Raw genomic sequence first — 20,186 nt, forward strand, 5'->3', positions numbered from 1 at the left:
TCCTTCAGCCCGCCACGCGGCTCGCCTTTGCCGTCATGTCACACATCGCGCAGGTCATCGTTTCAGATCGTCGATTCAGATCATCATTTCAGATCATGGGCCCTATGCTAGACTTGCAGGAAGGCCATGTATTCGTTGAATTAACCTATCCCCACCTTATCGGCTTCGGGTTATGTACGGCATCACGAAGTGGCGACCTCCACACCGGGTCAATCCGGGGTGGAACCGTTGGCCCGACTACAACGTAGACCTGCACCAATCGTGCCAAAGACAAAGTCAGGGTAAACCATGGCGAACCAAGGGCAGAGCGCCGATCGTGGTCTCGAAGGGCTGACGGAAGCTGCCAAAAATGCTGCAACGAATGCAGCCAACACCGAAGACGGCAAGAAGGGCCTGCCGCCGGTGCACCTGTGGAATCCGCCGTTTTGCGGCGATCTCGACATCCGAATCGCCTCCGATGGTACTTGGTTCTACTTGGGGACGCCAATCGGGCGCCCCGCGCTGGTCCGGCTGTTCTCCACCGTCCTGAAGCGCGAGGGTGACAAGCATTTCCTGGTCACGCCGGTGGAGAAGGTCGGCATCCGCGTTGATGACGCGCCCTTCATGGCGGTCGAGATGCAGAAGGACGGCGTGGAGAAGCATCGCGTGCTGCACTTCCGCACCAATGTCGACGATTGGGTGACCTGCGACGGCGCGCACCGGCTGCGGTTCGAGCAGGCGGCGGACGGCGGGCTGACGCCGTATCTGCACGTCCGCGCCGATCTCTGGGCCAAGGTCACGAGGGCGCTCTATTACGATCTGGTTGACATGGGCGAGGAGCGGATGGTCGATGGCCAGCCGATGTTCGGCGTCGAATCGTCGGGCGAATTCTTCGCCATGGCCGATGCGGAGCAGGTGAGGGCCGCGCTTTGAACAAGCCTATCCCCAGAAGCGAGGCTACGCGCGATCCCGCCACCATGGGCGCGGCGGATTTCTTCGCCCGCTCGAAGGCGACGCTTGGCTTCGACGTGCCGGCCGCCCTCTACGATCCCAACATCATTCCCGCCTCGGGCGATCCCGGCACCGACAAGATGCTGGAGATCGTCGCGCGCGAGCAGCCGGTGCGCCCCGCGGCGGTCCTGATCGCCGTGGTCGACCATCCCGAGCCGACCATCCTGCTGACGCAGCGCTCGGCGCATCTCAACGACCATGCCGGCCAGATCGCCTTTCCCGGCGGCAAGATCGACGCGACTGATTCCTCGCCGCTGGACGCCGCGCTGCGCGAGGCCGAGGAGGAGGTCGGGCTGTCCAGGGATTTCGTCGAGCCGCTCGGCTATCTCGATCTCTACGGCACCGCCTTCGGCTTCCGCATCCTGCCGACGGTCGCCAGGGTGCGGCCGGGCTTTTCCCTCACCATCAACCATTCCGAGGTTGACGACGCCTTCGAGGTGCCGCTCTCCTTCCTGATGAACCCGGTGAACCACCAGGTGCACAGCAAGGAATTCCGCGGCATGGAGCGGTTCTACTACGCCATGCCGTTCGCGGAACGTTACATCTGGGGTGCGACGGCGGGAATGCTGCGTGTGCTGTATGAGCGGATCTATTCATCATGATCCGGCCGGTTCTGACCGAGATCGGAATCTTCCTCATTCCCTTTGCCGTCTATGCGCTGTTCCTGGCCGCGACGCGGTCCGGCCTGTTCGCGCGATCGTCCTGGCCGGTCACGGTCGTCGCGCGCCTCGCTTTGGCGGCGCTCGTGCTCGTCATTGCGGGGCTGATCGGCTTTGCGCATTTCTCCGGCGCCGCCCCGGATTCGACCTACATTCCCGCCCATATCGAGAATGGCAGGCTGGTGCCTGGCGTGGAAAAATAGGGACGGCAGGATGAGCGCGGAGCCGATACTCGCCGATGCGCCCTGGCTGACCGCAGGCGGCACCGCGCGCGTCCTGGCGCTGCTCAACGCCGACGGCGAGGAAGCGCGGGTGGTCGGCGGCGCGGTGCGCAACGCGCTGCTCGGCCTCGTGCCCGGCGACATCGATATCGCGACCACGGCGCGCCCCGAGGAAGTGATCCGCCGCGCCAAGGCGGCCGGCATCAGGAGCGTGCCGACCGGCATCGACCACGGCACCATCACGCTGGTGATCGACAGCCACCCCTATGAAGTCACGACGCTGCGCGAGGACACCGAAACCTTCGGCCGCAAGGCTAAGGTCGCGTTCGGCCGCGACTGGGTGAAGGACGCCGAGCGGCGCGACTTCACCATGAACGGCTTGTCGGTGGACGCGAGGGGCGTCGTCTACGACCATGTCGGCGGCATTGCCGATGCGAAGGCGCGCCGCGTGCGCTTCATCGGCGATCCCGACCAGCGCATCGCCGAGGACTATTTGCGCATCCTGCGCTTCTTCCGCATCCACGCCGCCTTCGGTGTTGGTGAGCCAGATCGCGACGGCACGCTCGCCTGCATCCGCGGACGCGCCGGTCTTGCCAGCCTGTCCGCCGAGCGGGTGCGGATGGAGATGCTGAAGCTGCTGGTGACATCGGGCGCATCCGCGGCCGCGCTGGCCATGGCCGAGGGCGGCCTGCTGCAGGCGCTGGTCGGCGGCGTCGTCTACACCGGGCCGCTGGCGGCGATGATCGCGATCGAGCGCGAGCTCGGCCTCGCCGCCAGCAGCACGCGGCGCCTGGCCGCGCTGACCGTCGCCGTGACCGAGGATGCCAAGCGCGTCGCCGCGCGCCTGCGGCTCTCCAATGCCGAGACCAAGGCGCTGGATTCGATGGGGCATCGCTGGTGGCGCCTCGCCACCAAGGACGAGGCCGACGCACGGCGGCTGCTCTACCGGCTCGGCGCCGAACGCTATCACGATCGCGTGTTGCTCGGCTGGGCCAGGAACGGCGGCGACGTCACGTCAGAGCACTGGCGCGTGCTCGCCGAGCTGCCGCAGCGCTGGACTGCGCCGAAATTTCCGGTGAAGGCCGCCGACTTCATCGCGCGCGGTCTGGCCGAAGGACCTGCGCTCGGACATGTGCTGGCGCTCGCCGAGGACGCTTGGCTTGCGGCGGATTTTCCACTAGATGAAGCCGCGCTCGCTTCCATCGCCGATCAAGCTGCGGCCCGCGTCAGCCGCGACGAGAGAACGTGACCATCGTCTCAGCCTTCGCCGACATCTCGATCTTTCAGCTTCTGCTGGTCGCGTTGATGGCGTTGTTTGCTTCGATCATCGGTGGTCTTGCTGGCTATGGCACCGGCGCGCTGATGCCGCTGGTGCTGGTGCCGCTGGTCGGCGCCGAGCCCGTGGTGCCGATCATCGCGATCTCCGCGATCTTCACCAATTGCAGCCGCGCGATCGCCTATCTGCGTTACGTCGATCGTCGCCGCGCCTTGATCGTGCTCGCCTGCGCCGCGCTGACGACGGCGCTCGGGGCCTACGGCTACACGCGTCTCACCAATGCCGGCGCGGCGCTCGTGATCGGCACCATGCTGATGCTGAGCGTGCCGTTGCGCCGCGTGCTCCGCCGCCGGCAGGTGAAGATCGGGGACGGCGGCCTTGCCGCGGGCTCGGTGGGCTACGGCGTGCTGGTCGGCGGCACCTCCGGCTCCGGCGTGATCCTGCTGTCGCTGCTGATGGCGGCCGGCCTCGAAGGCGCAGCGGTGATCGCGACCGACGCGATGATCTCGCTCGGCACCGGCCTCATCAAGATATCGGTGTTCGGCCTCGCCGGCGCCGTCACCGCGCAGGTGCTCGCCTTCGCGCTCCTGATCGGCGCGATCGCGATCCCTGGTGCATTCCTGGCCAAAGCCTTTGTGGAGCGGATGCCGCTGCACATCCACACCGCGATCCTCGACGTGGCCGTCATCACGGGCGGGCTGGTGATGATCTCGGCCGCCGCGAAGCACCTCGTCGCGTAGATGGCCATCGCACGATTGCGACTGACCTCCCTCACATCGGTCGATCGGGCGTACGTCTCTTCTGCAGGTGATGCGTCAACAGCTTCAGCATCTCGGCGGTAGCTTCGTCGTTGCCCCGCTCCCTCCTGAGCGCTTGCTGGATGGTGTAGCGGCTACTGTCCTTCTCCGCGATCTTGCGGCGATGAAACGCCACGATCGGAGCGAAGGGGTGTTCGAGCCCTTCGGCAGTCAGTTCTTCGGCCAATGTAGCCGCGCGCTCCCAGCTCGCCGCGCGCCGCAGCACGTCGAGCAGCTCCAGCCTGACGTCGATCGAGCGGATCGGGCGGTCGCCGAGATGCTCGGCGGCCCTGAGACGGAACGCTGTCGCCTGCGAGGCCTGCTTTCTGTCGTCAGCGATCCAGGCCGCCGACAGGGTGTGTCTGAACGCCGCCGTGCGGTCGCCCTCATAGGCGTCCTGCGCGGCCCGCACCAGGAAGCGGCGCGCCGCAGGATCGGGCAAAGGCTCCAGCGACGCGGCGCGGAATTCGGCGGTCTCGAGGAAGGCACGCGCCCTCGCGCTGCCGCGGTCGATGCTCTCGGCGACATACCCGCAAAACGGACATTCCAGCAGCCAGCTCCCGGCCGTCGCGCGTGCCATGCCCGCCGGTCGCTGGTCGAGGTCCGGCGAGCCAAAGGAATTCGTGCTCATCAGGATCGTTTGCTCGGAGCTCTGGCCGCAGCAATAGCAACGCAGCTTTTCTCTGTCGTAGTCCGTCATGGGATGGCTGTCTTGCCTTGTCCGGAGCGCTTAGCCGCCCCATCGCTTTCTGGAATTGTAGTCGACCCTTTCCGATATCCGGACCAGCATCTCCAGCAGGCCTGACGAGTTGCTGCTGTAGAGCGTCTCGCCGTCCTTCAAATCCGTGATGCGGGTCGTCATCGTCGGCCGCCTGACGTCGAGGAAGCGACGAAGGATGGCAAAGCATCGCTCGAGCGTCGGCTCGGCGAGCTGCGATCGGTCGTACGCATAGATCTGCGCCAGGTTTGCCAGAATCCACAGGAGCGCCGCGGCGTCGTTGCCGTGAGCGCGCTCGCAGATGTCGAGCAGGCGCCGAAGCAGGCGCTCGGCCTTGTGAAAGTCCCGACAGTCGAGCAAGGCGCGCGAGACGGCCTCCAGCGTCTTCTGGACCTGCAGGCTGTCCGGTCCAAACACGGCCTGCTCGATCGACAAGGCCCGGTCGCACAGCTCCTCGGCTTCGCGGCGTATTGCCTGCTGGACAAGCTCCCGCGGCGCCTGCTTGCTTGCGGTGATCGCAGCAAGCGCAAGGGACACCAGCGTCGCCGCAACCTCCGCGCTATCAGCACCGTGCGCACGTTCAGCCACGGCGATGCGGCGCTCGCGATGACGGGCCGCCAGCTTTTGATCGCCGGCACGAAGGCAGGCCTCGACCAATCGCTCGAGCGCCTTGCCGACCTCCTCGCTGTCGGCACCGTGCAACTCCGTCACGATGGCAAGGCTCTGCTCGAGGAACGGCCTGGCCTGCTTGGGCTCGTGCCGATACAGATAACGGGACGCGATGCGATCGCATTCCTCGGCAATTCTCGGGTCGATCTCGCCCCAAGCGGTGGTCATGATTTCGAGGCGTCCGAGCAGGAACGGCTCCAGATGCCGGAATTGGACCGGACCGCTCTGATCGATCCATTGGTTGAGCTGGGGCAGAAGCGATTCCGGACCGTGCAGCGCTTCGCGGATCGTGATGCTGCGATCGAAATAAGGCAGCGCGTCCGCGGGATCGCCCGACTGGCAGATCAGGAAAGCCAGGGTGTTGAGTGCGGTCGCCACCTCGTCGCTCTCGGCGCCGAACTTGGCCTCCAGCCGGGCAATATGGGCAAGGTGGTCTTCGAACATCAGACGACGGGCCTCCGGGGCGCCCGCAAAGTGGCGCGGCATACTTCGGTCTCGCGACCATCGACGTGGCGGGCTCGACCCATCATCGCGCCTTGGCACGCGGTGTCGTGCCGCGCGCAGTGTGCGGCCTCATGCCGAACCTCTTCTCGCACAGTGGGCCGAACCGTCCTACCGAAGCGATCGCGGCCGCACCGGGGTCGACCGGTTCAGCGGCTATTCGCAGGATACGCCCGCTCGGTGAGACCAGTGCCGTGACGTTGCAGGTGAAGCTCTCGCGCCTCGCCGGCTTGTCGTCCTCGAAGCCGACGTCCGTCGTCAACCGCCAATGGTAAGCGCGGTTGTGCCGGCCAACCATGTCGACGGAATCGGGCTGCCCGTGGATGCGCATGAGATCGGTGATCGGATCCAATTTCGGCTTGGCGGCACGAGCGGCCGTGGCGGGTCCCGGGGCCGCGGAGAGAGCGAGAAGGATTGCAGCGGCAATGGCGAAGCGGAAAAGCACGGATCTTGATCCAATTTGCGGCGTCGGCCGGATAATATCCATCGGGTCTTGTTTTTCGATCAATTGGTAACGTCGGCGGGGCCACCAACGTCGTTTCGCACGCGCTCACTCCAGAATGTTCGGCGGCCGGTGCCCGGAGATCCCCTCGGGGTTCGCGGCCAGCCAGCCGAGGGCTCCCGCCAGCCGCTCATCCGTCGGATCGGGCCTTCTGCTGAGCTGCTCGACGAGGTCGTGGTCCACGGCCAACAGCTCGTGCAGCACGGCGCGGCGATCCTCGCGGGGAAGGGCGAGGATCTTGTCCAGCACATCGACTGCGCGCCCGACGACGTCGTCGGCCTCCGCGCTGTGCCCTTTCCTGATCAACTGGCGTCCGAGGTGAAGCAGCAGCCTGATCTTGTCAGGCCATATCGTGGCAGGCCCTTCAGGCAACAGGGACGTCAGGTGCTCGACATGGCCATAGGTTGCGACCGCCTCGGCCGTCGCCATGAAGGCCTTGATCAGCGCCGTTGGGCTTTCCGCAAACAACGTCGCCTTGACCCTCAGGCTGCGCTGCAACAGTGCCGCGATCTCGTCGGGCTGCCGCATCGCAGCCAAGGTGCGGATCAATCCGTCCAGCATCTTTGCGACCAGCGTATCGTCGGGCGCGGCGAGTTCGGCACGGATCTCCAGGGCTCTGCGAAACAGCGGCTCGGCTGCGGCCAGATCCTTCTCCGCAAGATGATGCTCGCCGATATAGAGCAGCCGCGTCGCGATCTCCCTGGAGGCAGGCCCATGGACCTTCTCGGCGATCGCCAGAGCCCTGGTCCGGCACGACGCGGCATCCGCAACGCGAAACTTGCGCAGATAGTGCTCCGCAAGTGCGTCGAGCGCGGGCAGGAGATCCGGGCTTGCCGGGCCCAGTACGCTTTGCCGGATCGCCAGGCCTTGCTCGAACAGTTCGGTCGCCTCGGGTTTGTCCTTGCGTTCGGCGCGTTCCGCCCAGCGGTCGAGCGCGTCGGCAACCCTGATGTCGGAACCCAGCTTCGCTTCCCGGATCTCCAGGCTGCGACGGAAATAGGGGACCGCCCCCGAATAGATCCGGTTATCGGCGTACCAGAGCGCGAGCTCCTCCAGGGCGTCCGCGACCTTCAGGTCGTGCGGCCCAAGCGCCGCTTCCAGGCGGGCAATGGCGGCGAGCTTCTGGTCGATCTCTGACATGGCGGCAATGCTGCTCCCTGGTCGGACCGGAATATTAGGGGGTGGCGATGCCGTTCTGGAAGTCTCTGCCGGATTTCCGATCGACAGGATTTGCCGTGTCGCCTGGCGATAGGGCCTGCGGGCCTACTTGCCGCCGCACTTTTCGATGGCGGAGCGCCAGTTGGGGGCGTCCACGCGAGGCAGCCTGTACTCGCTGCCGGCCGCCGAAATCACCAGCGGGTCCGCCTTTTCGATCAGAGACAGCAGGCGCGACTGGATCCGGTCCCAGCGCTTGCCGAACAGCCCGGGATCGCGCCGGGAAAAGCCGAGGTCCCATTGCACGAAGGTGGTCTGGTCATCGCCATCCGCCTCCTCGAACTCCCCGATCAGCTTCATGCGGGACCGGGCGCTCCCGATCGAGATCGAGGCCTTTCCGGATTTGCGGGGCGTGCCGGGATATCTGGCGTGCAGGCCGAATGCCCGGCCACAGCCGATCAGGAAGACGACCTTGCCGTCCTCCGAATAGCTCATGGACGGCAGTTCGCGCGAGTCAAACTCGAGCTTCCAGCTCCCCGCGTGACCCGCTTGTGCGAACGCAGGAGACGAAATCACAACGAGAAATAGAGCAAATGGCGCACGCGCAAAATCCTTGGGTTCGAATGCTGTCAGATCGCGTTCCAAAGCCCGATTCTACTCCTGACGGCCTCCAAACGCGAGCGCATGCGGTCCCAAAGATCTCTGGTTGGTCTCCCGGCAGATGTTCTTGCTTATCGTTCGCCGCGCACCGCGATGGCGTGACCCTGTTGCGCTGCTCTTGCCGGCCCGGCTCCGCGACGCAGCCGGGGCGCATCGTCCCAGGCGGGATGCAGCCTCAGGCGTGCCTATTCTTGGTCCTCATCGTCTTCGTCATCTTCTTCCTCGTCCGCTTCCACCTGGACCAGCACGGCCAGTGGCAGCGTCTCGCGGAATAGATCGCCTTCCATGCCCATCCAGACGCAGAGCACCTCGTCCTGCTTCACCTCGGCAACCGTCAGCGGTTGGCCGCCAGATTTCAGCATCACGACATCGCCGGCTTTCAAGTCCATGGATCATCCTTTCGCGTGTTCGACACGGACGAGACCCTAGCAAGCGGTCATGACACCCTGATCACGCTGGCCGCGCGAGGAATTCTGCGGTTGGGGCAGATCAGGAGAGATCGCGAGGCATCTCCCGCCGCATGCGCAGCAGCGGATAAGGTCGCCCCTCACGATCGGCCTGCATCGATGCGATCACGCGAAAGCCCACGGCGCCTTAGAACGCGACAGCATGGGTGTTCTGCGCGTTGACTTCGACCTCCAGGGTCTCGATCCCGGAGGCCGCCTCGTCCACGAAACCCCGTCCCAATCCCTGACGATGAAAGGCGGGGGCAATGTAAAGCGAGTCGATCTCCGTGCCGTCCACCCGCATGAATCCGACGACCCGATCGCCATCGTCGACCGCCACGATGAAATCGCGGTTTCGAAGATAGTCTCTTCGGACCTGCAGGCAGATGTCCGCGAAATCGGATGCGCTCAGGAAATCGTGCGTGGCCAGCACGGCCGCGTGCCACACCTCGTACATTGCTTCGATATCGTCAGGCCGCGACGCCCGCAGCCGCCAGTCGGTCATGACAGAGCTAGCTGGTCTTCAGCCGCAGAAGATGCGGCACAGCCTCGGTGTCGGGCGCTGCGCCCAGGCGCTGGTAAAATTGCATAGCGGAGGCGTTGTGCTTCCACACGTCCCAGCCTAGCTTGGACACGTCGTGATCGAGGGCCCATTCCTTTGCTTTCGTCATCAGCGCACTGCCGACGCCCTTCCGGCGCGCGTCGGCATCAACCGCAATGTCGCTGATATACATGCCGGCCTGAGCGCTGTAGAGCTCGTGCGTCAGGATCCACGCAATCATGCCGACGACGCGATCTTCGAGCAGCGCGACGAAAAGGTGCACTGGCGCATGCTCGCGGACATAGAACGCGACATAGCGGTCGAGCGTCAGGGGTGGTGGCGGTTCTTCGATATGGGCCGCCAATGCGTCCGCGAGGCTGCGCACTGCGGCATAGTCGCTCGCCTGGGCCTTTCGGATGCTCAATGCTCCACTCACGATGCCGTATCTCCCTTGCGCCTTCTCAGAATCTTCTGCGAGCGCTGAAGGCGCTCGCAGGGTCATCTACGTGCGAGGTCGCGGGGACGTTACACCAGCCGGTGAAAGAATTTGGTGCGCTGGAGGCCGCACATGTCGCTCTTGTCCCGAGAGCCCGCAAACGCGGGCGCCTCGAGGCGGGGCGATGGTGCGAACCCGTGATACCGTTCTAGCTGCGCTCACGCACGATCGGCTGGTTCGGCAGGCACTGATTGCTGAAATAGCCGACGGCGCCACGAACCAGCGGGACATGGCAGACGAACGCGGTCGGGCGGTATCGCACCCTGATCCGGTCCAGCTGCGACATGGTCAACGTCATGAACGCGTCGAGCCGGCGGGCCTGAAGCTGCAACCTGCGCTCGTTGCTGTCGCGCGGCGTCATGCCGTCGAGCTTGCGATCATCGCCACTCATCGCCTGGGCTTGCAGCGGGTTCACCTGGCCCCGCAGCACCTCGAAGCAGTGGTGCATCACCAGGACGTGGTGCTTGGCGCTCCACCAGTTGATGGTCACGACCTTCTGCAACGGATCGATCTCGCCGTCGGCGCGCCGGGCACAGAGATCCACATAGGATTTCAGCCCATTGGCGGTCGGATCATTGCAGAGTTCCTCGCTGGGGCGCTTCGCCTCGCCTCCGTTGTAGATGGCGCCCTTGAACTGCGGGAGATTGGCTTCGGCATCGCAATCGAAATTGTACTTCGTGAGCAGCGTCGCCGTCAGCGGGTCCTGGTCGAGCGTGTGCTCCGAGGCCGCATCGCGCCCGAGATCGCTGGGCCAGTCGATGTAGATCTCCGCCTTGCGCGCGAAGATGGTGCCGTTCCGCCGCAGGGCCGTGCGGGCCTTCCAATAGTCCGGGAATGTCTCGATCGCCTTGGTGTCCACCGGGATGAAGGCCGGATTGACCTGCGCCTTCAGCGAGCCGAACTGTTCGGGCAGCATGGTCTCCTGCTGCGTCTGCACCTCGGCGAAGGCGTCCGAAATCTCCAGGAAGGTTCGCGTCGCCATGTCCATGTCGGACTTGGCCTGGTCACCCATCTTCTGGTCGTAGGAACTCATGTACTGGAAGTAACCGCCGACCAATCCGGTCAAGAGCGTGACGGCCGTCAGTCCCTTGGTGACCGACAGGCGGCTGTCCCAGAACTGGATCTTCTGCCATACGCCGGGCGCCTCGATCGTCGGTTGCGTGCGTGCCGTTTGCTTCGGAAGGTCCTGCTCCATGATCGCCTCCAACTCACCACGCCCCATGGCGGACAGGCTACCGCAATCCGGGATCGCGGCTTGTGAAGCATTTCACGTCCAACGAGGCAGGCGGGCCGGGGGGATTTGCGTTGGGCCCGTGGAGGGGATCGCACCACACCCCTGTTTTGCCCGACGGGTCGAGCGCCGTTTCGTGAAATCCGTAAGCCCTTGATCTTGCAAGGGCCGTCTACTGTGCATGGGGTTGTTTTTCGATATTTTGCTTGAAGGCCTGCTCAGGACCTGTCCGGCACCAGCTCGGTGAGCGAGCGGATGATGCGGTCGGGCCTGACGGTCGAGCCTTGGGGCAGGCCATCGCCGTGCACGTCGATCCAGATCGCGTAGATGCCGAGCCGCTGCGGCGTCACGACTTCCCATTCCAGATTGTCGCCGATCATCCAGGTGTCCGCAGCCGTGACGCCGAGCGCCTCCATCGCATGCAGATAGGCGCGCTCCTCGGGCTTGCCGAAGCCGTGCTCGCCCTCGATCTGGATGTGATCGAAGCGATGCGCCAGCTCGAAGCGCTCGACCTTGGCGCGCTGCATGTCGGAGGCGCCGTTGGTGACGAGCGCGAGCTTGATGCCGAGCGCCTTGAAGTGGTCGATCGCGTCATGTGCGCCCGGGAAGACGAACATCTCCTCCTCGCGATAGGCCGTGAAGCGGTCGGCGAGGCGGACGGCGAGGTCGTCGGGCAGCGCGCGATGGCCGGCCGCCGCAAGCGCGGCAAAGCCGCCCTTGACCGTGAGGTGCCGCGCCTCGGCGAGCCGCATCCGCCATGCAGCTTCCGCATTCGCCCAGAAGTTTCGCGCGAAGGCGAGGACCGTCGTTGCGACCAGCTCGGGCGGAAGCGGCGCAAGCTCGTCGGCAAATTCCTTCGTGATCGTGTTCCAGGCGATCTCGGGCCGGCCATAGGCCGACAGGATCGTGTCGTCCATGTCGATCAGCATGGCGCGGGGGAGGGGCTTTTGGGCGGGCTTCATCGTCGTCACGGCCATTTCACCTCGGGCGGCATCGAGGACAGGATCGAGTCGACATTGCCGCCGGTCTTGAGTCCGAAGATGGTGCCGCGATCATAGAGCAGGTTGAACTCGACATAGCGGCCGCGCCGGATCAATTGCTCTTCGCGGTCGGCGGCGGTCCAGGCGTTGGCGAAATTTTGCCGGACGATCTCGGGGTAGATCTTCAGGAAGGCGCGGCCGACGTCCTTGGTGAAGGCGAGGTCGGCATCCCAGTCGCCGCTGTCGTGCCAGTCGTAGAAGATGCCGCCGATGCCGCGCGCCTCCTTGCGGTGCGGCAGGTAGAAATACTCGTCGCACCATTTCTTGTACTTGTCGTAGTCGGCAACGCCGCTCGGCTGCGTGCAGGCGTCCTTCATCGCGGCATGGAAAGCGAGCGTGTCGGCATCGTCCTGCGTGCGCCGGCGGTCGAGCACCGGTGTGAGGTCGGCGCCGCCGCCGAACCAGGCCTTCGTGGTGACGACGAAGCGCGTGTTCATGTGCACGGCGGGCACGTTCGGATTGCGCATATGGGCGATCAGCGAGATGCCGGAGGCCCAGAATTTCGGATCGTCTGCGGCGCCGGGAATCTGAGCCCGGAACTCGGGGGCGAACTCGCCATGCACGGTCGAGCAATGCACGCCGACCTTCTCGAACAGCCGGCCCGACATCATCGACATCACGCCGCCGCCGCCGGGCGCGCCGGTATGGTCGGTGCGCTGCCAGGGCGTGCGCTTGAAGCGGCCGGCCTCGCCCGGATAGAGGTCTTGGGGGGCGTCGTCCTCGAGCCGCTCGAAGCTTGCGCAGATGTCGTCGCGCAAGGCTTCGAACCAGCTGCGGGCGCGGGCCTTGCGGTCTTCGATCGTCGAGATGTCCATCTGCATTCCCGGTCGCGTCCTATCTGATGCCGAGCGATTTGTGCGTCTGCACGCTGAGCCGCCATTGCGGATGGCGCAGGCAATAGTCGATCGCGCGCGCGGTATTCTCGATCACGTCAAGGCCGTCCATCGGCTGCAGCGAGAAGCGCTCGAAGGCGAGGTTCTCGAACGTCTCGGGCGCAGCGAGGGCCTGCGGATAGACCAGCTTCAGCTCATGGCCCTGGCGCAGCACCAGCTCGCTGCCGCCCTTGGGGCTGACGCAGATCCAGTCGAGCCCCTCGGGAGCCGCCATGGTGCCGTTGGTCTCGACGCCGATCTCGAAGCCACGGGCGTGGAGCGCCTCGACCAGCGCGGCGTCGACCTGGAGCAGGGGCTCGCCGCCGGTGAGCACCACGTAGCGGTTGGCTTCGGTGGCCCGCCATTGCCCGGCGATGGTGTCGGCGAGTTCCGCGGCGGTGCCGTAGCGGCCGCCGAGGGTGCCGTCGGTCCCGACGAAATCCGTATCGCAGAACTTGCAGGTAGCCTCGAGGCGGTCCGCCTCGCGCCCGCTCCAGAGGTTGCAGCCGGCAAAGCGGCAGAACACGGAGGCGCGCCCGGCATGGGCGCCTTCGCCTTGCAGGGTCAGGAAGATTTCCTTGACCGCGTAACTCAATCGTCTCTCCTCAAAGCTTCAAACTTGCGGGTTCCGGGTCTGCCGCAGCGCCTCGCCTGCGGCCATCGCCGCCGACATGGCGACATTGAGCGACCGCAGCCCGGCCCTGATCGGGATCACCAGCCGCGCATCCGCGGCCTCGACCACCGCGTCGGTGACGCCGGCGCTCTCGCGCCCGAATAGCAGGATGTCCGACGTCTGGTAACGGAAATCGCGATAGTCGGTGGCGGCCTTGGTGGTGAACAGCAGTAGGCGGTAGCCATGCCCGGCACGCCACTCCTCGAATCTCAGCCAGGAGTCGTGCCTGACGATGCTGACATGGTCGAGGTAATCCATTCCCGCCCGGCGGAACGCGCGGTCGGAGACCGGGAACCCTGCCGGTTCGATGATATGGGCGGCCAGTCCCAGGCAGGCGCAGAGCCTGAGAATCGTGCCGGTGTTCTGAGGGATGTCGGGCTGGAAAAGCGCTATCTGCATTGAGGCCGGCGGGTTGGTTGCGGGGCGGAAATGTCTCAATAAAACATCGTCTGCCCGGGAATTCGTGCATGGCACGCTCCTGCGCCGATAGCGGGCTTGCGCTCGCCCGGCAAGGGTGCCAATAGAACGATTCTGGACTGCTGTTTCGCCTGTTTAGAGGCGAATGAGCGAAGTTCTGCCGCCGCGGGGGGCCGCGGGCGCCGGCAGCCTTTCCGGGGACCTCATGGGCGCCTCCTGGAGCGGTTCTGCCGGCTGCGTAAGAAGAAAGGGTTGGAATCGTGACGACAGCGTCTTCGGCGGACCATCCGACACGCCGTGATTTCTTATTCGTTGCAACCGGGGCAGCTGCAGCAGTAGGGGGCGCGGCTGCGCTCTGGCCCTTCATCTCCCAAATGAATCCTGACGCGTCGACCATCGCCGCCGGTGCGCCGATCGAGGTCGATCTCAGCCCGGTCGCCGAGGGCCAGGACATCAAGGTGTTCTGGCGTGGCAAGCCGATCTACATCAGCCACCGCACCAAGAAGCAGATCGACGAGGCGCGCGCCGTCAACGTGGCGAGCCTGCCCGATCCGCAGTCCGACGAGGCCCGCGTCAAGTCGGGCCACGAGCAATGGCTGGTCGTGATCGGCATCTGCACCCATCTCGGCTGCATTCCGATCGCCCATGAAGGCAATTACGACGGGTTCTTCTGCCCCTGCCATGGTTCGCAGTACGATTCGTCCGGCCGCATCCGCCAGGGGCCCGCGCCCGCGAACCTGCCGGTGCCGCCGTACACTTTCGTTTCCGACACCAAAATCCAGATCGGCTGAGCTTCGGACCCGCGTCCGAGGCTTCGCGCCGTCTCGTCGTTTTATATCTTCAGGATCGCATCATGAGCGGACCATCCGACTTCCAGCCGAGTAACCCGGCCCTGCAATGGCTTGAGCGGCGCCTGCCGATCCTCGGCCTCATGCACTCCTCCTTCGTCGTCTATCCCACCCCGCGCAACCTGAACTATTGGTGGACCTTCGGCGCCATCCTCTCGTTCATGCTGGGGATGCAGATCCTGACCGGCGTGATCCTGGCGATGCACTATACGCCGCATGCCGATCTCGCCTTCAAGTCGGTCGAACTGCTTGTTCGTGACGTCAATTACGGCTGGCTGCTGCGCAACATGCACGCCTGCGGCGCGTCGATGTTCTTCTTCGCGGTCTACATCCACATGCTCCGCGGTCTGTATTACGGCTCCTACAAGGAGCCGCGCGAGGTGCTGTGGATCCTCGGCGTCATCATCTACCTCCTGATGATGGCGACGGGCTTCATGGGCTACGTGCTGCCGTGGGGCCAGATGAGCTTCTGGGGCGCCACCGTCATCACCAATCTGTTCTCGGCCATTCCCTATGTCGGCGAGAGCATCGTGACGCTGCTGTGGGGCGGCTATTCGGTCGGCAACCCGACGCTGAACCGCTTCTTCTCGCTGCACTATTTGCTGCCGTTCCTGATTGCGGGCGTCGTCGTGCTCCACGTCTGGGCGCTGCACGTCGCCGGCCAGAACAATCCTGACGGCGTCGAGCCGAAGACGGAAAAGGACACGGTCCCGTTCACGCCGCATGCCACCATCAAGGACGGCTTCGGTGTCGCCTGCTTCCTGCTGCTCTATGCCTGGTTCATCTTCTACATGCCGAACTATCTCGGCGACGCCGACAACTACATCCCGGCGAACCCGGGCGTGACGCCGCCGCACATCGTGCCGGAATGGTATTACCTGCCGTTCTACGCGATCCTGCGCTCGATCCCGAACAAGCTCGCGGGCGTGATCGGAATGTTCTCGGCGATCATCATCCTCTGCTTCCTGCCCTGGCTCGACGCTGCCAGGACGAGGTCGTCGAAGTACCGGCCGCTGGCCAAGCAGTTCTTCTGGATCTTCGTCGCGGTCTGCATCCTGCTCGGCTATCTCGGCGCGCAGCCGCCGGAAGGCATCTACGTGATCGCCGGCCGGGTTCTGACGGTCTGCTACTTCGCCTACTTCCTGATCGTGCTGCCGCTGCTCTCGCGCATCGAGAAGCCGCGGCCGGTGCCGAACTCGATCTCGGAGGCGATCCTGGCCAAGGGCGGCAAGGCCGTGGCCTCCGTCGCGGTCGCGCTCGTCGCCGCAGGTGCGCTGTTCCTCGGCAGCCTGCAGGATGCGCGTGCCTCCGAAGGCAGCGACAAGCCGCCGGGCAACAAATGGTCGTTCTCGGGCCCTTTCGGTAAGTACGATCGCGGCGCGCTCCAGCGCGGCCTCAAGGTCTACAAGGAAGTCTGCGCCAGCTGTCACGGCCTGTCCTACATCGCCTTCCGCAACCTCGCTGAAGACGGTGGCCCGGGCTATTCCGTGGCCCAGGCGGCCGCCTTTGCCTCCGAGTACAAGGTCAAGGACGGTCCGAACGATGCCGGCGACATGTTCGAACGTCCGGGCCGGCCGGCGGACTACTTCCCCTCGCCGTTCCCGAACGAGCAGGCCGCGCGCGCAGCCAACGGCGGCGCGGCGCCGCCCGACCTGTCGCTGATCACCAAGGCGCGCTCCTACGGCCGCGGCTTCCCGATGTTCATCGTCGACTTCTTCACCCAGTACCAGGAGCAGGGCCCGGACTACGTCTCGGCAGTGCTCCAGGGGTTTGACGACCACGTCCCCGAGGGCGTGACGATCCCGGAAGGCTCCTACTACAACAAGTACTTCCCGGGTCACGCCATCAAGATGCCGAAGCCGCTCAGCGACGGCCAGGTGACCTATGACGACGGCTCGCCGACCACGATCGCGCAGTACTCCAAGGACGTCACGACCTTCCTGATGTGGACGGCCGAGCCCCACATGGAAGCGCGCAAGCGCCTCGGATTTCAGGTCTTCATCTTCCTGATCCTGTTCGCGGGCCTGATGTACTTCACCAAGAAAAAGGTCTGGGCCGACTCGCACTGAGCGCGCTCGACGAGACGAAAATGAGAAAGCCCCCGCAAGGGGGCTTTTTTGTTGGCTTGCCTCTCCGTCATTCCGGGGCGATGCGTCAGCATCGAACCCGGAATCCATTCATCCACCAACTCTGCGGCTTGGTGGATTCCGGGCTCGCGCTATCGCGCGCCCCGGAATGACGGGAGTGTGGATTGCGCCGCGCGCTTCCAGCGGCCAAGATATCGTAAATCGCTCCCCCAAAGAACTCACCGGAGGACACCATGGGAACCGCCATCACCTTCAAGCGCCCGGACGGCAAGGACGCCTCGGGTTATCTCGCCAACGCCGCGCGCGGCAATGCGCCGGGCGTGGTCGTGATCCAGGAATGGTGGGGCCTGTCGGACCAGATCAAGGGCCTGTGCGACCGCTTTGCGCTCGCCGGCTTCGATGCGCTCGCGCCCGATCTCTACAAGGGCAAGGTGGTGCCGTATCACGACACGGACAGCGCCAACAAGGAAATGAACTCGCTCGACTTCATGGACGCCACCACGCAGACGGTGCGCGGCGCCGCGCAATATCTGGCGCGCAACGGCGCCAAGGTCGGGCTGACCGGCTTCTGCCTCGGTGGCGCCGTCACCATCATCGGTTCGGTGCACGTGCCGGAGCTCGCGGCCGGCGTCGTGTTCTACGGCATCCCGCCGGAGCAGGCGGCCAAGCCCGCCGACGTCAAGATCCCGCTCCAGGCCCATTTCGCCAACAAGGACGATTGGTGCACGCCGGAGCTGGTCAACGGCTTCGAGAAGGCGATGAAGGCCGCCGGCAAGTCGCTGGAGCTGTTCCGCTATGACGCCGAGCACGCCTTCGTCAACGAGCAGCGTCAGGCCGTGCACGACCGCGAAGCCGCCGAGCTCGCCTGGGGCCGTGCGACGGAGTTTTTCCGGAAGCATCTGGGGTAGGGGACGTAACCCGTAGCCCGGATGAGCGAAGCGATATCCGGGGAAACCTTCCAAGAGAGACCCGGATGTCGCTTCGCTCATCCGGGCTACGGCTCCGGCGCCACCCTTGACGCCGTCCCCCGGCCATGGTGAGTATCCGCCCATGAGCACCGCAGCCCGCCCATCCCGTCTTTGGTGGCGCACCTCCTAAGAGGTGGCCGGTGCGATTTATTTTCCCCAAATCGTCTGAGGTCGCCTGCACAGCGCGGCGGCCTTCTCGTTTGTCCTGTGTGGCGTTCCCTCGGCAAGTTTCGTAAGAGGACGACATGAACAGGACAGTCTTTGCCCTCCCGGCCCGAAGTGAGTACGCGACCCGCGCGGGTCTGGCGATCACGCGCGTGGCAGAGCAGTTTACCGGCGGCGCCAACAGGCTCGACGATCTGATCAATCTGCTCGACCGCCGCCGCGGCGTGGTGCTGTCCTCGGGCACGACCGTGCCGGGCCGCTATGAGAGCTTTGACCTCGGCTTCTCCGACCCGCCGCTCAAGCTCGAGACCACGGGCGTCGATTTCAGGCTCGAAGCTCTCAACGCGCGCGGAGAGGTGCTGATCGCTTTCCTCGGCGACGTTCTGCGCGAGCCCTGTGTTGTGATCTCCGAGAAGACCGTGACGCGCCTCGCCGGCCACATCGTCCGCGGCGATGCGCCGGTCGAGGAGGATCAGCGCACGCGGCGCGCCAGCGTGATGTCGCTGGTGCGCGACATCGTCGCCGCTTTCTCCGCCAACGACGACGGACTGCTCGGCCTGTTCGGCGCCTTTGCCTACGACCTCGTGTTCCAGATCGAGGACCTCGTGCAGAAGCGCCCCCGTGAGCAGGACCAGCGCGACATCGTGCTGTATGTGCCCGATCGCCTGCTGGCCTATGACCGCGCCACCGGCCGCGGCGTCATGCTCACCTACGATTTTGCGTGGAAGGGCAAATCCACCGCCAGCCTGCCGCGCGAGACTGCCGAGAGCCCTTATGTGAAGACGCCGCGCCAGGGCTTTGCCGATCACGCGCCCGGCGAATATCAGGCGACCGTCGAGACGGCGCGGGCCGCGTTTGCGCGCGGCGATCTGTTCGAGGCGGTGCCGGGCCAGCTGTTTGCCGAGCCCTGCGAGCGCTCGCCGGCCGAAGTATTCCAGCGTCTCTGCGTCATCAACCCGTCGCCCTATGGCGCGCTGATGAATCTCGGCGAGGGCGAGTTTCTCGTCTCAGCCTCGCCGGAAATGTTCGTGCGCTCGGACGGACGCCGGGTCGAGACCTGCCCGATCTCGGGCACGATCGCGCGCGGCACGGATTCGATCGGCGATGCCGAACAGATCCGTAAACTCCTGAACTCGGAGAAGGACGAGTTCGAGCTCAACATGTGCACCGACGTCGATCGCAACGACAAGGCGCGCGTCTGCGTGCCCGGCACCATCAAGGTGCTGGCGCGGCGGCAGATCGAGACCTATTCGAAGCTGTTCCACACCGTCGATCATGTCGAGGGCATGCTGCGCCCCGGCTTTGATGCGCTCGATGCCTTCCTCACCCATGCCTGGGCCGTCACCGTGACCGGCGCGCCGAAACTCTGGGCGATGCAGTTCGTCGAGGATCACGAGCGCTCGCCGCGGCGCTGGTACGCCGGCGCGATCGGTGCAGTGAATTTCGACGGCAGCATCAACACCGGCCTCACCATCCGCACTATCCGCATGAAGGATGGTCTCGCCGAAGTGCGCGTCGGCGCCACCTGCCTGTTCGATTCCGATCCGGCCGCCGAAGACCGCGAATGCCAGGTCAAGGCCGCCGCCCTGTTCCAGGCCCTGCGCGGCGATCCGCCGAAGCCGCTGTCGACCTTCGCGCCCGATGCGACCGGCTCGGGCAAGCGGGTGCTGCTGATCGACCACGACGACAGCTTCGTGCACATGCTGGCCGATTATTTCCGCCAGGTCGGCGCCGAGGTCACCGTGGTCCGCCATGTGCACGCGCTCGACATGCTCAAGCAGAGGACGTGGGATTTGCTGGTGCTGTCGCCGGGCCCCGGGCGTCCCGAGGATTTTGCGATCAAGAAGACCATCGATGCGGCGCTGGAGAAGAAGCTGCCGGTGTTCGGTGTTTGCCTCGGCGTGCAGGCGATCGGCGAGTATTTCGGCGGCGAGCTCGGCCAGCTCACCCATCCCGCTCACGGCCGGCCCTCACGAGTGCAGGTGCGCGGCGGGCGCTTGATGCGTAACCTGCCGAACGAGATCGTCATCGGCCGCTATCACTCGCTCTTTGTCGAGCGCGACAGCATGCCGGAGGTGTTGTCCGTCACCGCCAGCACCGAGGACGGCGTCGCCATGGCGCTGGAGCACAAGACCCTGCCGGTCGCCGGCGTGCAATTCCACCCGGAATCGCTGATGTCGCTCGGCAACGAGGTGGGACTACGTATTGTCGAAAATGCGTTCCGGCTGGATGCGCGCGCTGATTGAGAGGCACC

22 protein-coding genes are annotated in these 20,186 nt (G+C 65.2%); 9 read left to right on the forward strand and 13 right to left on the reverse strand.

The window, feature by feature from the left end; genetic code table 11:
* Positions 1-288 precede the first annotated feature (288 nt).
* The 5 genes from QRQ56_RS16650 to QRQ56_RS16670 are packed head-to-tail and all read left to right on the forward strand — an operon-like array spanning position 289 to position 3,886.
* Entirely contained in the window at positions 289-912 is a 624-nt protein-coding gene (locus QRQ56_RS16650) for a DUF1285 domain-containing protein (RefSeq protein WP_438741613.1), read from the forward strand.
* A complete protein-coding gene (locus QRQ56_RS16655) occupies positions 909-1,592 on the forward strand; it encodes a CoA pyrophosphatase (protein ID WP_438741614.1) in 684 nt (227 codons plus the stop codon). The genes QRQ56_RS16650 and QRQ56_RS16655 overlap by 4 nt, the downstream gene beginning before the upstream one ends.
* Complete coding sequence (locus QRQ56_RS16660) at positions 1,589-1,852, forward strand: DUF6111 family protein (protein WP_438741615.1); 264 nt, start codon at positions 1,589-1,591, stop codon at positions 1,850-1,852. Before QRQ56_RS16655 ends, QRQ56_RS16660 begins: the two co-directional genes overlap by 4 nt.
* 10 nt (positions 1,853-1,862) lie before the next feature.
* The gene (locus QRQ56_RS16665) at positions 1,863-3,119 is read left to right on the forward strand and encodes a CCA tRNA nucleotidyltransferase (protein ID WP_438741616.1); all 1,257 of its coding nucleotides are present in this window, start codon (positions 1,863-1,865) and stop codon (positions 3,117-3,119) included.
* Positions 3,116-3,886, forward strand: a complete 771-nt coding sequence (locus QRQ56_RS16670) for a sulfite exporter TauE/SafE family protein (RefSeq protein WP_438741617.1) — start codon at positions 3,116-3,118, stop codon at positions 3,884-3,886. The genes QRQ56_RS16665 and QRQ56_RS16670 overlap by 4 nt, the downstream gene beginning before the upstream one ends.
* Positions 3,887-3,917: 31 nt before the next feature.
* Here QRQ56_RS16670 and QRQ56_RS16675 read toward each other — a convergent pair whose 3' ends face one another.
* From QRQ56_RS16675 to QRQ56_RS16735, 13 genes are all read right to left on the reverse strand, one after another.
* On the reverse strand, positions 3,918-4,643 hold the full coding sequence (locus tag QRQ56_RS16675; protein WP_438741618.1) for a hypothetical protein: 726 nt from the start codon (positions 4,641-4,643) through the stop codon (positions 3,918-3,920).
* A 30-nt stretch (positions 4,644-4,673) separates the two neighbouring features.
* Positions 4,674-5,774 carry a tetratricopeptide repeat-containing protein gene (locus QRQ56_RS16680; protein WP_438741619.1) on the reverse strand — a complete coding sequence of 367 codons (1,101 nt, stop codon included), beginning with the start codon at positions 5,772-5,774 and terminating at the stop codon, positions 4,674-4,676.
* Positions 5,775-5,856: 82 nt separating this feature from the next.
* The gene (locus QRQ56_RS16685) at positions 5,857-6,276 is read right to left on the reverse strand and encodes a hypothetical protein (protein ID WP_438741620.1); all 420 of its coding nucleotides are present in this window, start codon (positions 6,274-6,276) and stop codon (positions 5,857-5,859) included.
* A gap of 105 nt (positions 6,277-6,381) precedes the next feature.
* Positions 6,382-7,473, reverse strand: coding sequence for a tetratricopeptide repeat protein (locus QRQ56_RS16690; protein WP_438741621.1), 1,092 nt, complete (start codon positions 7,471-7,473; stop codon positions 6,382-6,384).
* Positions 7,474-7,596: 123 nt separating this feature from the next.
* Positions 7,597-8,133, reverse strand: a complete 537-nt coding sequence (locus QRQ56_RS16695) for a hypothetical protein (protein WP_438741623.1) — start codon at positions 8,131-8,133, stop codon at positions 7,597-7,599.
* A gap of 200 nt (positions 8,134-8,333) precedes the next feature.
* A complete protein-coding gene (locus QRQ56_RS16700) occupies positions 8,334-8,537 on the reverse strand; it encodes a YodC family protein (RefSeq protein WP_438741624.1) in 204 nt (67 codons plus the stop codon).
* Between the two features lie 205 nt (positions 8,538-8,742).
* Positions 8,743-9,099, reverse strand: a complete 357-nt coding sequence (locus QRQ56_RS16705; RefSeq protein ID WP_438741625.1) for a GNAT family N-acetyltransferase — start codon at positions 9,097-9,099, stop codon at positions 8,743-8,745.
* A 7-nt stretch (positions 9,100-9,106) separates the two neighbouring features.
* Entirely contained in the window at positions 9,107-9,637 is a 531-nt protein-coding gene (locus QRQ56_RS16710; RefSeq protein WP_438741626.1) for a GNAT family N-acetyltransferase, read from the reverse strand.
* Positions 9,638-9,779: 142 nt separating this feature from the next.
* Entirely contained in the window at positions 9,780-10,826 is a 1,047-nt protein-coding gene (locus tag QRQ56_RS16715; protein WP_438741627.1) for a hypothetical protein, read from the reverse strand.
* Between the two features lie 254 nt (positions 10,827-11,080).
* Positions 11,081-11,839: an HAD family hydrolase gene (locus tag QRQ56_RS16720; RefSeq protein ID WP_438741628.1), complete on the reverse strand. Its 759-nt coding sequence runs from the start codon at positions 11,837-11,839 to the stop codon at positions 11,081-11,083.
* Entirely contained in the window at positions 11,830-12,717 is an 888-nt protein-coding gene (gene hemF / locus QRQ56_RS16725) for an oxygen-dependent coproporphyrinogen oxidase (protein WP_438741629.1), read from the reverse strand. Before hemF ends, QRQ56_RS16720 begins: the two co-directional genes overlap by 10 nt.
* Before the next feature lie 19 nt (positions 12,718-12,736).
* Entirely contained in the window at positions 12,737-13,369 is a 633-nt protein-coding gene (gene queE / locus QRQ56_RS16730; RefSeq protein ID WP_438741630.1) for a 7-carboxy-7-deazaguanine synthase, read from the reverse strand.
* Between the two features lie 18 nt (positions 13,370-13,387).
* A complete protein-coding gene (locus QRQ56_RS16735) occupies positions 13,388-13,846 on the reverse strand; it encodes a tRNA (cytidine(34)-2'-O)-methyltransferase (protein ID WP_438741631.1) in 459 nt (152 codons plus the stop codon).
* Between the two features lie 278 nt (positions 13,847-14,124).
* On the opposite strand from QRQ56_RS16735, the gene petA reads away from it, so the two are divergent.
* From petA to QRQ56_RS16755, 4 genes are all read left to right on the forward strand, one after another.
* Positions 14,125-14,655 (forward strand): ubiquinol-cytochrome c reductase iron-sulfur subunit, encoded by a 531-nt coding sequence (gene petA / locus QRQ56_RS16740; RefSeq protein WP_041748489.1) that lies wholly within the window; start codon positions 14,125-14,127, stop codon positions 14,653-14,655.
* 62 nt (positions 14,656-14,717) lie between these two features.
* On the forward strand, positions 14,718-16,781 hold the full coding sequence (gene fbcH / locus QRQ56_RS16745) for a cytochrome b/c1 (RefSeq protein WP_438741633.1): 2,064 nt from the start codon (positions 14,718-14,720) through the stop codon (positions 16,779-16,781).
* A 251-nt stretch (positions 16,782-17,032) separates the two neighbouring features.
* The gene (locus QRQ56_RS16750) at positions 17,033-17,707 is read left to right on the forward strand and encodes a dienelactone hydrolase family protein (RefSeq protein ID WP_438741634.1); all 675 of its coding nucleotides are present in this window, start codon (positions 17,033-17,035) and stop codon (positions 17,705-17,707) included.
* Positions 17,708-18,012: 305 nt separating this feature from the next.
* Positions 18,013-20,178 (forward strand): anthranilate synthase component I, encoded by a 2,166-nt coding sequence (locus QRQ56_RS16755; protein ID WP_438741635.1) that lies wholly within the window; start codon positions 18,013-18,015, stop codon positions 20,176-20,178.
* Positions 20,179-20,186 lie beyond the last annotated feature (8 nt).

Origin of the sequence: Bradyrhizobium sp. U531, from assembly GCF_051710265.1 — a bacterium.
Classification (GTDB): Bacteria; Pseudomonadota; Alphaproteobacteria; order Rhizobiales; family Xanthobacteraceae; genus Bradyrhizobium.